The 14,200-nt window shown below is 73.1% G+C and carries 10 protein-coding genes and 1 pseudogene; 5 read left to right on the forward strand and 6 right to left on the reverse strand.

Annotated elements, in window-relative coordinates; genetic code table 11:
* Positions 1 to 240: 240 nt before the first annotated feature.
* Positions 241 to 645: a hypothetical protein gene (locus ACFV04_RS05450; protein ID WP_380526982.1), complete on the reverse strand. Its 405-nt coding sequence runs from the start codon at positions 643 to 645 to the stop codon at positions 241 to 243.
* A gap of 149 nt (positions 646 to 794) precedes the next feature.
* Positions 795 to 1,142 (reverse strand): hypothetical protein, encoded by a 348-nt coding sequence (locus ACFV04_RS05455; RefSeq protein ID WP_380526984.1) that lies wholly within the window; start codon positions 1,140 to 1,142, stop codon positions 795 to 797.
* A gap of 906 nt (positions 1,143 to 2,048) precedes the next feature.
* On the opposite strand from ACFV04_RS05455, the gene ACFV04_RS05460 reads away from it, so the two are divergent.
* A complete protein-coding gene (locus tag ACFV04_RS05460; RefSeq protein ID WP_380526986.1) occupies positions 2,049 to 3,257 on the forward strand; it encodes a phosphodiester glycosidase family protein in 1,209 nt (402 codons plus the stop codon).
* 1,074 nt (positions 3,258 to 4,331) lie between these two features.
* Positions 4,332 to 5,036: a DUF5995 family protein gene (locus ACFV04_RS05465; RefSeq protein WP_380345180.1), complete on the forward strand. Its 705-nt coding sequence runs from the start codon at positions 4,332 to 4,334 to the stop codon at positions 5,034 to 5,036.
* A gap of 164 nt (positions 5,037 to 5,200) precedes the next feature.
* Here ACFV04_RS05465 and ACFV04_RS05470 read toward each other — a convergent pair whose 3' ends face one another.
* Both ACFV04_RS05470 and ACFV04_RS05475 read right to left on the reverse strand, forming a co-directional pair.
* Positions 5,201 to 6,910 (reverse strand): immunity 49 family protein, encoded by a 1,710-nt coding sequence (locus tag ACFV04_RS05470; protein WP_380526988.1) that lies wholly within the window; start codon positions 6,908 to 6,910, stop codon positions 5,201 to 5,203.
* 404 nt (positions 6,911 to 7,314) lie between these two features.
* Positions 7,315 to 8,403: an alcohol dehydrogenase catalytic domain-containing protein gene (locus tag ACFV04_RS05475; protein WP_380526990.1), complete on the reverse strand. Its 1,089-nt coding sequence runs from the start codon at positions 8,401 to 8,403 to the stop codon at positions 7,315 to 7,317.
* A gap of 102 nt (positions 8,404 to 8,505) precedes the next feature.
* Between ACFV04_RS05475 and ACFV04_RS05480 the strand changes: the two genes are divergently transcribed.
* On the forward strand, positions 8,506 to 9,399 hold the full coding sequence (locus ACFV04_RS05480; RefSeq protein ID WP_380526992.1) for a LysR family transcriptional regulator: 894 nt from the start codon (positions 8,506 to 8,508) through the stop codon (positions 9,397 to 9,399).
* Between the two features lie 495 nt (positions 9,400 to 9,894).
* The gene (locus ACFV04_RS05485) at positions 9,895 to 10,434 is read left to right on the forward strand and encodes an SMI1/KNR4 family protein (protein WP_380527033.1); all 540 of its coding nucleotides are present in this window, start codon (positions 9,895 to 9,897) and stop codon (positions 10,432 to 10,434) included.
* Positions 10,435 to 10,497: 63 nt separating this feature from the next.
* Here ACFV04_RS05485 and ACFV04_RS05490 read toward each other — a convergent pair.
* A pseudogene (locus ACFV04_RS05490) lies at positions 10,498 to 11,041 on the reverse strand (transposase family protein); the annotation flags it as partial.
* 67 nt (positions 11,042 to 11,108) lie between these two features.
* On the opposite strand from ACFV04_RS05490, the gene ACFV04_RS05495 reads away from it, so the two are divergent.
* Complete coding sequence (locus ACFV04_RS05495; RefSeq protein WP_380526994.1) at positions 11,109 to 11,513, forward strand: hypothetical protein; 405 nt, start codon at positions 11,109 to 11,111, stop codon at positions 11,511 to 11,513.
* A 333-nt stretch (positions 11,514 to 11,846) separates the two neighbouring features.
* On the opposite strand, the gene ACFV04_RS05500 is transcribed toward ACFV04_RS05495, so the two are convergent.
* On the reverse strand, positions 11,847 to 14,156 hold the full coding sequence (locus ACFV04_RS05500) for a CRISPR-associated endonuclease Cas3'' (RefSeq protein ID WP_380526996.1): 2,310 nt from the start codon (positions 14,154 to 14,156) through the stop codon (positions 11,847 to 11,849).
* Positions 14,157 to 14,200 lie beyond the last annotated feature (44 nt).

Here is a 14,200-nt window from a genome sequence, read left to right on the forward strand (position 1 = left end):
CACGGTGCGCTCCTTCGTCGAAGAGTGCACCGCACCACCGCCGGAACTCACCGGTCGGACGTCGGCGGTCCACCACCGAGGCGTCCCACCACGGTGTCGGATCCGCGGTCCGTCCGACATCACCGGTGGGATTCCGGACGAACTCCGCCGCCTTGCACCCGACTTCACCGTCGCGGACGCCGGAGCGCCAGCGGACCGCCCGGCCGGGTGCAGGCGTCCGGCTCGCGGAGCCCGGCCGGGTCAGCGCCCCTCGCGCACCTCGAACACGCCACTGTCCCAGTACACGGACGGCTCGCCGGCCTCGCTCGGCCAGTCGCTCTGCAGGTGGCGGCGACCGTGCCCCAGGGCCCCGGCGCGGTGCGGGCTCAACCGCCCCGTCTTCAGCTCCTCCGCTTCGGCGTCGGTGATCGGCAGCACGGTCCGGTACTGCGCGTCCCGCGAGGCGACCCAGTCGACGTACTCGGTGAACACGTTGACGAAGGCCTGCGAGCAGAGGCCGCAGCGCTGGACCGAGACGATGAAATGCGAGTCGTCCTGGATCATCTGCTCGACCCGGACCCCGGTGTGACTCTGGTGGTGCGCCCTCGCCACCACGGCGTCCTCGGCGCAGCACGCCGCACACCCGAACCCCGTGGACTCCGTCACGCCGCCCCCCATGGTCGCAACCCCTCTTCTGCCGTGGCGCCACATGCTACTCGGCGCGTGTCGCTCAGGCACCCCTGCTCGGGTGCTCCTGGTCGAGACCACCGCGGCCGGACGCCGACGGCCGACGGACCAGGCGGTGGGACGCGCCCTCAGCCGAAGTTCTGGATCACCACACTGCACGCCAGACCACACATCACGCTCACCGCGGATGCGACGAAGCGCCACGGCGCCCAGCGCATCCGGGGCGGCAGGACCCAGGCAGCCGCGACGAGCGCCACCTGTGCGCCCATCAGGCCGTAGGCGGCGTCGTACTGCGGACCCCAGTCCCGCCCGCAGGAACCCCGAGGCACGCACTGGTCGACCTCGACCGCGCGCACGAGTACGCAGAACCAGTAGAGGATCCGGCAGAGCGCCAGCAGCACCGTCGCGGCGAGCGGAAACCTCCACGCGTGGCGGTCGTGCGGTGACGATGCGGGAACGGCCGGGGTGTTGTCCATGGACCGATCCCACCGTGCCGAGCCGGACCACACATGAGCGCGACTACTCAGCCAGGACGGATCAGGTACCCAGCGGCCCCCGGCCATCCGGGGCGCAGCCCGCTCCCGAATCCCGGTCGCTTCAGTCCCTGTCACCACCTGGACCCGCGCGAACTCCCGGAATCCGGAGGCCCGAGACCGGTACCGGTCACCCGTGCCCGCGCGCCGCGAAGGCCCGGCGGGACACCGCCCGTGGTGTTCAGCGGCGGCCCGGACACGGCTCCCAGTACCACGGCAGCGGCCGGCCCGCCTGAAGCAGGCCTCGCCGGCCAACGGCTTTCCCGTGCACGGGAAAGCGGTCCCCGGTGGGCTCCGTCTGCAGCCTCCCTCAGGTCTCGCTCTGCCCGTACGGCATGGGGCCGAGCGCGAAGTGCCGCCGGTCGATCGTGGACAACGCGGCGTCCACCTCGCCGAGTTGCCCCCGACTGCGCTGCACGCTCGGGCCCAGCCGAGCGGCGAGCGCGTCCAGCGGCGGCTTGAGGCCGACGATCGTCCGGAAGGCTCCCCGACGGCCTCCCGGAGGCTGAACTGCGCGGCCGGGTACCCGCCGTCCTGGTGCGTCTCGTTGCTCGCCGTCTCGCCGGGGTCGAGTCGCGCAGGGCGTCGGCGGCCATCGACATCCGGTGCTGCTCTTGCTGCTCCACGACCACGACGGCTGGGAGCCGGGGTGGGTCACGACTCCGCACGACGGCCTTCGTCATGCGACCGCGTCGTTGCGGACGTGGTTCCGGATCCGGGCCGAGGCGGCAACGTCCGGAGGGACGTCCTGGACGGATGACGGGTCGGCGCGTCACATCTCGTGACGGCGGTGCGACGCGCCGACGGCGCTGCGGGGGTGCCGTGGTGGGGGTCGTCAGCATGGTGGGCATGAAGACTGTTCTGCGGTGTGCGGTCGCCCTGGTGCTGGCCGTGGGCCCGGCGGGTCTGGTCGCCTCGCCGGTTCGTGCCGAGGCCGCCCCGGGCTGGGCGGAACTCGCGCCCGGGGTCGGGTACCGGGAGCTCACGGTGAGCACCCCGCACGGCGACGCGCGGGTGTACGCCGTCCGCGCCGACCTGCGCGGGCCCGGCGTGCTGGCGGACCTGCTCTTCCCCGGCGCGGTGGCGGCCCGGGCCCCGCTGACCCGGCTGGCCGGCGCGCACGGTGCGGTGGCGGCGGTGAACGGGGACTTCTTCGACATCAGCGAGGAGCAGCACCCGGGTGTGGCGGCCACCGGGGCGGCCTCCGGTCCTGCCGTGTACCGGGGGCGGGCGTTGAAAGCGGCGGTGCCGCAGGCACAGCGGTTCGGATGGTGGCCGCCGCCCGGTGACACGGACCAGGACGTGCTCGGGGTCGGGGTGGACGGCGTGGCCCGCCTGGGACGCCTGGTGCTGCGGGGCGATCTGCTGGCCGCGGGCCGTGTGTGGCCGCTGGGCGGGCTGAACCAGTACGCCCTCCCGGTCGGTTCGATCGGTGTGTTCACCTCCGACTGGGGCGAGGTCTCGCGGGCCCGCGCCGCGTGCGGGAACGACGAGTCCCGCAGTGCCCCCTGCACCGCGGACACGTGGGAGGTGACGGTCCGCCGGGGCAGGGTGGCGGCGGTCTCCGCCACCCCGGGCACCGGTCCGATCCCCGCGGGGAGCACGGTGCTGCTCGGCCGCGAGGCGGGTGCCCGCGTGCTGGCGGGCCTGCCCGTCGGCACGCCGGTCGCCGTGGACTACCGTCTCGCGTCGGACGAGCCGGTACCCTTCCGCTTCGCGCTGGGCGCCTACCGGCTGCTGCGCGGCGGGGCGGCGCCGGCCGGGTTGGACACCACGGCCGTCGAACCGCGCAGCGCGGTCGGCCTCGCGGACGGCGGGCGGGTACTGACGCTGCTGTCCACGGACGGACGCGAGGGCACCTCGACGGGCCTGACGCTGACGGAACTCGCCGAAGCGGTGCGCGATCTGGGCTGCCCGGACGGCGTCTACCTGGACGGCGGCGCCTCCGCCACACTCGTCGCCCGCGACCGCGCCACCGGCGAACTGACGGTGCGCAACCACCTCGACCACGGCCAGGAACGACCGGTCCCCAACGCGCTGGGCATCTTCGCCGGGTAGCGCCGGCGGTCCGGCCCTCCTATTGGCAGCCGCAACCCACCGCCAGGCCGTGCGGACGGCGGAGGAGACCTCCGAGTCCGTGTGTCTCCGTGGCCGATGATCCAGACCGTCGAGGGCCACCGGACCCTCTCATGAACGGCCCGACCCGGGACTCGGCGTCGGGTGGGGCGGCGCAGGCGGTGGGGCCTCCGCCGGAGCGGTCCTGCCGTCGGGGGGCGGGGGTCACGAACGCGGCCGGCCCGTGGGAGCCCGTGGCATCGACGTACCCCCGTGCGTGTGGTCGTCGGCGAGAAGGCGTTCGTCAGCGGGCAGGACAGCGCGACGATCCGCCCCCTCCCCCAGCGCTGATCACGCCCCGCGCGTCGATCACGCCCCGTACGTCGGCCACCCGGACGGGTGCGGCACCCACGCGGCTCCGCTCGACGCGGCGGGTTCGACAGCGGCGGTGTCCTTCTCTCCCGGCCTGCCGGTGTCGACGGCGCACGCGGCGGCCCGGCGGTGCGGCACCGCCGACGTCCCGGTCCGGCGCGCGCAGGCCGGGGTCCGTGACGCAGTGCGATTCTCCGCGTGGACATCCGCAAGATTGCATGCAGACAATGTCGTCGGGGCGCGGACCTTCCGGGCCGTCGGCCGCCGACACCGGTGGTGAGCAGCGGGCCGGTTCCGCCCGCCCGCGCTGCCCCGAAGGCATGCGCGCCGGGCCGTGTTCCCGCCCGTCGGGCAGGAAGGGCCCGGGTACCGCGAGCAACGCCCCGCCGGCATCGCAACGCTTCACCAGCCGGGCTGCTGCTCCCCGGCCGACACGTCTCCGGCCGACACGTCTCCGGCCGGTGCTCAGCACCGGGCGGTGCGTCTCCGACCGCCGGTCGACGGTCTCCGCGCCCGGCTCCGCCCACGTCGCCGAACACGAGGAAGTCCCCCACGCGGACGGTGCCACCGCCCGCGGCGGCATCCACGTCACGGCCCGAACCGGCCCGAGCCGACAGGCCGCGCACGGGAGGCCTGTCGTCCACGGGGCCTCCCCTGCGCACAAGCGCACGCCCACGCCACCCCGAGTCGCGAAAGAAGGACGTCATGACCACTCAACTGCCCGGAACGATCGACGCGGTGATCGACCGCATGGAGGAGATCGACGCCGAACTCGACCCCCACGACGGCGTCGCCTGCTTCAACCGCGTGTACCTGAAGGTGACGAAACTGGTCAAGGAGCACGTCACCGCCGGCACCTTCAAGGACAGCGAGTTCCTTGAGCGGATGGACGTGATCTTCGCCGGGCTCTACCTCGCCGACATCGACGCCGCGAAGGCCGGACGGTCGGTGGAGCCCTGTTGGCAGCCGCTCTTCGAACGGCGCGGCAACCGGACGATCTGGCCGATCCAGTTCGCCCTGGCAGGAATGAACGCGCACATCAACCACGACCTCGCCGTGGCCGTGGTCGAGACCTGCAAGGAGCGGCACACCTCGCCCCGGACCCCACCCGTCCACGAGGACTACGAGAAGGTCAACGACCTGCTCGCAAGCGTCGAGGCCGAGATCCGGGCCGACTTCGAGCTACAGGTCGTCAAGCTCGCCACGAAGGACGCCGAGAGCCTCAAGCACTTCGTCTCCTCCTTCAGCATCTCCTCGGCCCGCGAGGTCTCCTGGGCCAACGCCAACGACCTCTGGGCCGTGCGCACCATGGGCCCCGTCTACCAGGCGAAGCTCGACTTCGTCTCCCGCGCGGTCGGAACCGCGGGCCTTCTGATCCTCACTCCGGTCGTCCCGCCCCCGGCCGAGTGACCGCACCACCCCGGTACCGCACCACCCCGGCACACCCGGGGCAAGGGCACTGCCCTCAGCCGATCACCCGCCCTGCCCGCGCTCCGGGAGCGCGAGCAGGGCGCAGCGCGGCGGCCGGCCCGACCACGGGGGCGCCACGGCGACGGAGCGGCCGTCCGTCGACCTCAGGCACGCCCGGCAGCCGCGAGCAGGCGCGGCGGGAGGTAGGGCGACCGGACGTGGACGGCCCAGCCGCGGGTGCGGCGGGCGTGGCAGGCGAGGGCGAGGATGTCGAGGCTGAGCGCGGCCGTGGTGTCGGTGGCCCGGTCGGCGACGCAGTGGTGGTCGCGGTGGGCTTCCAGGGCGTCCAGCAGGGCGAGGTTGAAGCTGGTCTCGTCGCCCTCGACGAGCTGCGAGAACAGGACGACCGGGGGCGGGAGGAAGCCCTGGTCCCTGGCCCGCTCCACCGCCTTCAGGGCCCGTTCGGTGGCCGGGAGCGGGTCGGCGCCGCGCAGGTGGTCGTGCAGGGCGGTGCGGTACGAGGCGAACGCGGAACGGTCCTCGGCGGCGATCGTGGGGCCGGCCAGGACGAGCGGCTCCAGGTCCTCGGAGCTTCCGGTGATCAGGGCGTACGAGAGGGCCGTCTCCCAGAAGACCGGGCCGAAGTCCGTGTCCCGGCAGGCCGGGAAGCGGAGCGGGCGGCCGTCGATCGTCACCTCGACCTCGGTGCCCGGCTCGGCGAGGGCGGCCCGGAACGCGGCGGCCCCGAGGCCGGAACCGAGCCGCAGGTTGGCGAGCTGGGCGTCGGTGGCGTCGGAGGTCTCCGAGGCACGCGCCGAGAGGAGGTACGTCTGGTAGCGCAGGGCGCCGGTGAGCTCCCACGCGTCCAGCGGCTCGCCCTCCTTGGGCGTGATGGCCTCCAGGGTGCGCCGTTCGAACCGTGCCTCGCTGTCCGGGCTGAGCGGCCGGGCCGGGGTCGGCCGGTCGAGGTCGACGGGCCCTGCGGCGAGACGGGCCACGGCGTCGGGGCGCGGGTCGCGGCCGAGGCCGTGGACGCGCGGGCCGGGGGTCTCGAAGCCGGTGACCAGGGCGTGGGGGAGGTAGTCGGTGTCGACCGCCGGGGTCCAGCCGTGGGTGCGGTACGCGAGCGCGGCGAGGGCGATCGGGACCAGCGGCAGGAGGCTGTCGGGTCCGGTGCCGTGCGGGCCGTCCTGGAGAAGCACGAGCAGGGCGGCGTCGAAGGCCTCGCGGTCCCCGTCGGTGAGGGCGCGCAGAGCCCGCAGGCCGGGCTGCGGTCCGGCAGCGGGGGCTGCGGTTGCTGCGGAGGCGTTGGAGGCTGCGGCGGCTTCGGCGGGGTCGGGGAAGTCGACCTCCTCGAAGAAGTGCGCCGCGAACCCGTCGACGAGCTCGCGGGTGGGCGTGACCGGCCCGTCGGGCATCAACTGCCGGGCCCAGGAGAAGGCCTCGCCGTGGGCGAAGACCTTGTCCGCGACGATGGCGAGACAGAAGGCGTCGAGCCACTCCCCGGCGGTGACCCGGTGGCGGGGGTCGCGTTCCTGCCCGTACTCGGGGTCGTAGCTCATCCCGAAGTTCGGGTAGTCGAGGAAGACGTGGAAGCGGTCGTGCGGGTAGTAGGCGGCGAAGGTGACGGCGCCGGCGGCGGCCTCGGCAGCGTCCTTGAGGACGGCCTTGGCCTCCGCGGAGTCCAGGTCGGGCCGGGTCGTGGAGAGGGCTCCGAGGTAGTCGAGGAAGGACTCGGAGATCAGCTGCCACTCGGTGGTGGTCATCAGGCCGGCGCGGGAGTAGGAGTGGACCTGCCTCCCGATCCGGTTCACGAAGTCCTCACGGGCCTTCTCCACCCTCGCCGCGTCCACCTGGTGACGTTCGATCCGCACGGTCCTGCCCCCTTGATCACTGGCCTGGCCCCAGCCTAGGCAGTGGGTCTGACATCACGGTCCGCGGGTCACACCACACCCCACACACCGCACACCGTCCCGGGCGCCCGGGACGGCGGTCGGCACGGTGGCCGCCCTCACCGGACGCCGCACCCAGGTCGCCCGGCGGTCCGGCTCGCCGGACCGGGCGGTCCCGGTGGTGCCCTCGCCGCCGGTGTGGCCGGGGACGCGTCAGGCCTCCGGTTCCCCGCCGGGCGAGCCGTCCGGGGCGGCTTCACATAGCAGCGATTGTTCGTCCGTGCGGGCAGCAGTTGGTGATCTTGAGACTCGTGGTTGTTCACGAGAAACGGCAATAGCTGTATGGCGGGGGCGTGGTGCTGACATGTGGGGATCAGTCGGTCTTGTCAGCGAGCCGATGGGGTGAGGCTGGTGCGGTCGAACGGGCTGGCGTGCGCGGCGGCGTACGTGATGGCGTCGTTGACGGCAGCGAGGTCGAACGACCGGACCCGTTCGGGGGCAAGGTCGAGGCGGCCCGAGGCAAGGAGCCGGATGATGCCGACGTTCGCTGTGCGCGGGTACATCCACTGCCCGCGTACGGTGATCGAGTTGCGCATGATCCATGGATACGGGAGTGCGAGGTCGTCGCCACCGAGCATGCCGATGCCGCCCATGAGGACGACGCGGCCGTATTCGCGCACGGTCATGGCTGCCGTGCGCGCTGCCAAGCTGGGTGCGCTCGGCGGGAGCAGGTCGATCGCCATGTCGATCGGGCCGTCGGCCGCCGCGGACATCGCCGCGCGGTCGCCGGCCTCGTCCCCGGTGAGCGGGACTGGGCGCACGAGCGGACCGAACCGGTCGGCGAGCAGGTCGAGCGCGGCCCGGTTGCGGCCTGGGGCGACCACACGGCCCGCCCCCATGGCGAGCGCGACCGCGACCGCACTGCTGCCGAGGTTGCCGGTGGCCCCGCTGACGAGCAGCGTCTCACCGGCTGCGAGCCCGCCGGCCAGCAGCCCGCCGTAAGGGATGACGTGCACGCCGAGCGCGGCCCAGCGGGCCGGGTCCTCCCCCGCCGCCGCGGGCAGCGGGAACACGTTCTCCGTCGGAACCCGCATGAGCTCGGCGAACGATCCGTCGTGCAGGTACCGGGCGAGCCGCGCGCCGCCCTCACCGCGAGAGCTCCAGCCCTGGAGCGTGATGTCGGGCGTCAGGGCGTCGTCCCGCGAGCGCACCGTACAGTCGCACCACACCAGATCGCCGGGGCGCAGCCGGGTGGCGTCCGGGCCCACGTGGACGACCCGTCCCACACCGCCGATCCCGGGCACGACGGGAGGGACCAGGGGGTAGTTCCGCTTGCCGCTGAAGACCTCGGCCGCGTAGGGCGCCACGCTGGCGGCGAGGACCTCGACCACCGCCTCACCGCCGCCGGCCTCGGGGTCGGGCACCTCCCGCACCGTGAGCGGGGCGCCGAACCGCGTCAGAACTGCTGCTCGCACGTGATGACCTCCGTGTTCGTCCGTGCTCGACGGGATCGACCCTAGGAGCCCGGCGGACATGCGGGAAGCGACGATCACGCATCCGTGGTATGCGTAGGCCGCATGGACATCTCCAGCACAGGCCTGCGGGTCCTGCGGCAGATCGCCGAGTCCGGCAGCTTCACCGCAGCAGCCACCCGGCTCGGCTACACCCAGTCTGCGGTCTCGCGCCAGGCCGCCTCCCTCGAACGAAGCGCGGGCACCGCCCTGTTCGAACGCCGCCCGGACGGAGTGCGGCTCACCCCCGCGGGTCTGACCCTGCTGCGCCACGCTCGCACGATCCTGGACTGCCTGACCGCGGCCGAGCGCGACCTCACCGGCACCGTCCCGCGGACCGAACTGGTGCGGCTCGGGCTGTTCCTGAGCGCGGGCGCGGCCATCCTGCCTCCCTCACTCACCCGCCTCGCGGCGACCGACCCGCAGATCACGGTCACGACCACCGAGGGCACCACGCCCTCCCTGATCCGGGCACTGCGCGCGGGCTCGATCGACCTCGCCGTACTGACGTCCCGTCCGCCCCACCGGCCTTTGGACGGCGAGTCGCCGCGCCTGCACGTCGAGACCGTTGCGGACACCGAACTGGTCGTGGCGGGTTCTTCGACCGGAGAGTTCGCCGGCCGTACCACGGTGCACGTCGATGAACTGGTCGACGCTCCGTGGATCGCCACCCCGGCGTCGCACGCCGAGCCACTGCTCGGCGTCTGGCCCGGCCTGCCCGGACGGCCGCGCGTCATCCACTCCACGCGCGACTGGCTGACGAAGCTCCAACTGGTTGCCAGTGGTTTCGGGGTGACAACTGTGCCCTCGCGGCTCTCGCCGGTGCTGCCGCCCGGGGTGAGCCTGCTGCACGTCGAAGGCGCACCTCCCGAGATCCGCCGGGTTCTCGTGGCTCGACTCCCCGGCCGCCCCACCCCGGCGATCACCGCCGTCACCCGAGCAATCGCCTCGACCACCTGATACGTGCCGCCGAGGCGGTCAGATTCGGTGCCGTCGCCCGCCGAGGGCGCGCGCCAGCACGTGCACCCCGGCATCGGCCAGGGCCCCTTCAGCGGGAGCACCCCGCTGCTGCCCGCGCAAGTACCCCAGTGACGTCGAAACTCGGGTTCTGGCTCACTTTCCGTGGAGGGCTGACTGAGCGTTTTCAGCTTCGCCACCCCAGGGTGACGCCGTGGCCCTCGCTTGAGTCCTGGAAGCTCATCGGCTGGGCCCGCCGGACACAGTGGGTTGTCTGTGAAAAGTCGCGGGCGGTCACTTCACTGAGGGGCCGACCCCGCACTTCGGGACGGGAAGATGATCATGGGGAGAGGAGGAACACACGCTCGAAGTACCATCCCTGCAAGGTTCTTCGGCCGATACTTCCCAACCCACAGTGGCGTGGTCGGGCGGAGACATCCCTGTAGAGAGGACGGAGGGCAAAGGGCGATGAGTGTGACTGAGAGTTGGTCGCGTGTGATGACTCTTCTTCGGGAGCACGCACCGGCCGATCACGCAGATCTGCCGGGGCCCGCTACGGAGCAGATGCTCGCGGCAGCCGAGGAACGGATGGGGATCTCCCTGCATGGGGACCTGCGGACGTGGCTGTTGCAGAACAATCTGGATCTGCCCGAGGGAGACGTCGACGACGAAGTGGCATGCTGCGGCTTCGACGGGTTCCCCGACGAGGGAAGCTTCTTTCTGGGCATCCGGGCGATGGAGAGGCTCCACGCGAACCGCTCCACGTCCTGCGGATTCGACCCTCCGGACCAGCCGGACTCCCCGTTCTGGCGGAATGAGTGGATCCCGTTCCTGTCGGACCAGGACGGCTGGATGGGAAAGTTCGTCGATGTGCGGGACGGGCGCGTCGGCAGCTGGTTCGTGGGTGACCCCACGGTCACGGGCGAGTACGAATCGATGGCCCAGTATTTCGACTCCGTGGCGGAGACGCTGACGAGGATCGCCGATGGAAGCTCACCGGTCTGTAGGTTCACCGAAGGTCGACTTGTCTGGTCGTGAGACGGCTCCCAACCGGATGACGGCCATGGCCAATCCGTCCCCACCCTGGAACGGCAATGGGATTCAGCAGCATTGACGTTCCAAGGTGAAGATGGCTGCGGCGATGAAAGTCATCCGGTTGGGGCTGCAGCGGGCCCGGCGGAGGATCTGCCAGGACTTGAGTCGCGCGATGCTTCGTTCCACCGGTGCTCGTGCCGCTGACAGGGCTCGGTTGATCGCCCGCTGGGTTGTGGTGAGGTCTTGGCCGGGAAGACGTCTGATGGGTGTGGTTACCCAGGGGCCGGCCCCGATGTAGGCACGGTCGGCGAGCACGGGAACGCCCTGGCGTTCGCAGATCCGGATGATGCGGTGGCTGCGGGCCGCGGTCAGGTCGTTGGTGCGGCCGGGCAGGGCGGGTGAGATCCACAGCCTTGCCGGTGGGATCGGCCACAACCTGCACGTTCACGCCGTGACGGCGGTGCTTCCGGGAGAAGTCGGCCCGACTGTCGCCGACCCGGTCGCACTCGGCGAGCGTCCCGTCGAGCAGGACGTGATCAGGATCCGTCTCGCGCAGGACGCGCAGCAGACCGGGTGCCCGGCGGGACAGGTGATCGACGACGGCCGTGACGGTCGTTGGCAACGGCGTGGTCCCGGTCATCGCCGTGGTGGCGTGCATGCGAAGGCAGTCTCGGTGGGTGGCTACCCAGGTCTCCACCGCCGCCGGCGATGAACGTCGAGTCCTGGTACCCGGCGGTGTTGTTCGACAGGATGGTCCGGTGGCGAACCTGACCCGGATCCTGACGATGACCCGCACCAACTTCCATGCGGCCGACCGGGTCGAGCGGTGGACCGCGCGCGCGGCCTGGGTGGTGTTGACCGCGACCGCCTGGCTGGTGGTGATGTTCACGACCGTCTGGTGGGCCGAGGTCGCCGGGGTTCCCAGCGGCACGGTGGGGTGGTTGGCGGCCACCCTGTCGCCGGCGGTCCCCCTCGTCTCGTGGATCGCTGTCACTTCCGGCCCCGACGGGCGCCCCGGTGCGCCGGCGCTGACGGTGGTCCTCCTGCTGGCGGCGGTCGTACTCGTCATCGCCTTCATCTGAGTCGGTGCGCACGGCTTTCCGGGCAGCCCCTCGGGGGTGCTGCATGTCGGGGCGCGCAGCGGGCGAGCGGTGGTGCCGGTGCCGGTGCCGGTGCCATGACGTCACTCGGCCGTGAGCCGGATCCCCCTTCGGTTCGGTCCAGTCGGGCGCGCGGCGCCGCGGCGCCGACGGAGTCGGCCGAGCGGACATGACTCGGTACGGCTCGCTCGGAGTCGTTCAGTGGGCGAGGTTCGACGGGCACGGCGGACATGCACTCGTCGTCCAGGGTCGCCGTCGCCTGCGCTCCAGCACCGGACATGCGGCGTCCGCCGAGGACCTGCTCCCCGCTTCCGCCTACCCCGCCGGGGCCGACACCGGGGCCGGCCCCGGGGCCAGGGGACCGTCATGGCGGGCGCTGGCGCGCCAGTCGGCGACGCGGACCAGGGTTTCGAGGAAGGCGAGGCGGAACGGGCCGAGGCCGGGGGCGTCACGCAGGGACACGGCCTGCGCGGTCCAGGCCGCCGGGAAGGCGGCGGTGTGCAGGGTCCGGGCAGGGAAGTGCTCGCCGGTGGACAGCCGGACGGGCGGGGTACGGTCGCCGTCCGCGACGCCGAGCAGCAGCGGGGCCTCGTCGCCGCGCGGGCGCACGGTGAGCCGGACGTGGCCGTGGTGGGCGGCGGCGAGGTAGGTGACGAGCGGGTCATGGCCGCCCTGCCAGAGCAGGAGGGCGCTGACGAACTCGTGCCGCAGGTGGGGGCGCGGAGAGCGGTACGGCGGCAGGAGGTCGGCGTCTGCGCCGTTCCTGGACTTGGCGAGCAGACCGCCGGGCGGGTCGGTGCGGCCGGCCCGCAGCTTGGCCTGGAAAGCGTCGTGGCACTTGCCGAGGTCGTGGAAGCGGGCCGCCTCGACGACGGCCTCCCGCAGGTCGGTCGGCAGCGCGGGCAGCGCGGCGAGCAGCGACTGCGCCTCCTGCGCGGTCTCCTGGAGGTGCTGGTCGAGGCCGACCCAGGCCGTGCAGCCGTAGGCGGGCCGCCCGGGGGCGGCGGCCTCGCACGCCACGGGGACCGGACTCTCCGGGCTCCAGCCGCGGTCCGGGAGGTAGCCGCCGGTGCGGGTGTCCAGGAGCAGCCGGACGCCGGGCCGCAGGTCCCCCGGCCGCGCGGGGCGCCACCGGCGGTCCAGGGTGTCGCGCAGCCAGGCCCGCCCGGCGGGCAGCCGCCGGAGTTCGTCGAGCGGCACCGGGCAGAGTTCGGCGCCGCCCGGATCCGGCTCGTCCTCGCCCGGCCCGTCCCCGCCCGGCCCGCTCTCGCCCGGCCCGGCGGCGTCCCAGGCGCGCCAGGCGACCAGCGCCGGGAGTGAGCCGGTCTGCGACGGGTCGCAGATCCAATGGTCCACGCCGACGGTGTCCTTGCCGGTGTCCTTGCCGGTGCCGCCGACGGTGTCCTCGGCAGGTGAATCGAAGATGGCCAGAAGGTCCTCGCGCCCTGGCCCAGCCGGTGCGGGCGGTACGGCCAGTGCGGGCGGCGTGTCGACGCGGGCCGCCAGCAGCTCGCCGGGGGTGACGGCCCGGCCCTCGTGGGCGGTCAGCCAGCGCGCGGTGGCCGCATCGCCGCCCTCGGGGGGCGTGCACCACAGCAGGTCGCCGCCGTCCGGGTGCTCGCCGTGGCGGTTGCAGCGACCGGCGCGCTGCACGAGCGAGGCCCAGGGCGCGAGTTCGGTGACCAGTGTGCGGCTGGAAAGGTCGAGCCCGGCCTCCACGGCGGGGGTGGCGACGAGGACGAGGTCGTTCCCGCCCTCGGCGGCGGCCAGGACACGGTCGAGGTCGGCGGCCCGGAAGTGCGAGTGCAGCAGCAGCGCCTCACGCGCCCGGGCGGCCAGGCCGGCGTGCACGGCCCGCGCCCGTGCCGGGGAGTCGATCACCACGACGGTCCGGGTGCCCGGCACGTGCGCGGCGGTGACGGCCTCGACGAGGGCGGCGACGTACCGTCCGGGCGGGAGGTCGAGACGGCCGATGCGCCGCACCGTCCCGGTCGTGTCCGGTGCGTGCACCGTCCTCCCGCCGAGACCGCCCGGCCCCCGCACCGACGACATCCACATCGTCCCGGTCGCCGCCGCCGTTCCCAACTCGTCTCTGAGGAGCTGGAGTTGCCTGCCGGTGGACAGGCCCGGACCGAGCAGGTGCGCCTCGTCGAACACCCACTGGGCGTCGGTGTGCAGCAGCGCGTACGAGACCGGCGCCATCGTCCGCGCGTCCGCGTAGCCGCGCATCAACGCCCGGCTGAGCACCATGTCGTGGGTGCCGACCAGGATCGCGCTGCGCTCGGGGCGCCGCCGCCAGCCGCCCTCCTGCGCCGCGGCGCCCGCGAGCAGGTGCAGCCCCACCTCACCCGTGAGGCCCAGCCGCTCCAGCCACGTCCCGATCCGGCCGAAGGCCTGCCCGGCGAGGCTGTGCCGGGGCAGCACGAACACCAGCCGACGCGGCGTGGCCCCCGGCTCGGCGATCAGCCGCCGGTACAGCCACGGCAGCACGGCGGCCACGGTCTTGCCGGCCCCGGTGGGCGCTTCGAGCAGCGTGGGCAGTCCGTCGGCGGCCAGCGCCGACTGGTAGGGGTAGGGGGTGAAGCCGGTGGCGGTGCGCGCGAAGGTCTCGAACTCGGCCGTCATCGGCCCAACCTACGGCCAAGCGGGCCCGGTGGGTAGGACGGGGA

The organism is Kitasatospora sp. NPDC059599 (assembly GCF_042735125.1).
Lineage (GTDB): Bacteria > Actinomycetota > Actinomycetes > Streptomycetales > Streptomycetaceae > Kitasatospora.

Coding starts and splice junctions, on each gene's coding strand:
- ACFV04_RS05455 (WP_380526984.1), bottom strand. CDS start 1,142: ATGGACAACACCCCGGCCGTTCCCGCATCGTCACCGCACGACCGCCAC.
- ACFV04_RS05465 (WP_380345180.1), top strand. CDS start 4,332: ATGACCACTCAACTGCCCGGAACGATCGACGCGGTGATCGACCGCATG.
- ACFV04_RS05480 (WP_380526992.1), top strand. CDS start 8,506: ATGGACATCTCCAGCACAGGCCTGCGGGTCCTGCGGCAGATCGCCGAG.
- ACFV04_RS05460 (WP_380526986.1), top strand. CDS start 2,049: ATGAAGACTGTTCTGCGGTGTGCGGTCGCCCTGGTGCTGGCCGTGGGC.
- ACFV04_RS05485 (WP_380527033.1), top strand. CDS start 9,895: ATGACTCTTCTTCGGGAGCACGCACCGGCCGATCACGCAGATCTGCCG.
- ACFV04_RS05500 (WP_380526996.1), bottom strand. CDS start 14,156: ATGACGGCCGAGTTCGAGACCTTCGCGCGCACCGCCACCGGCTTCACC.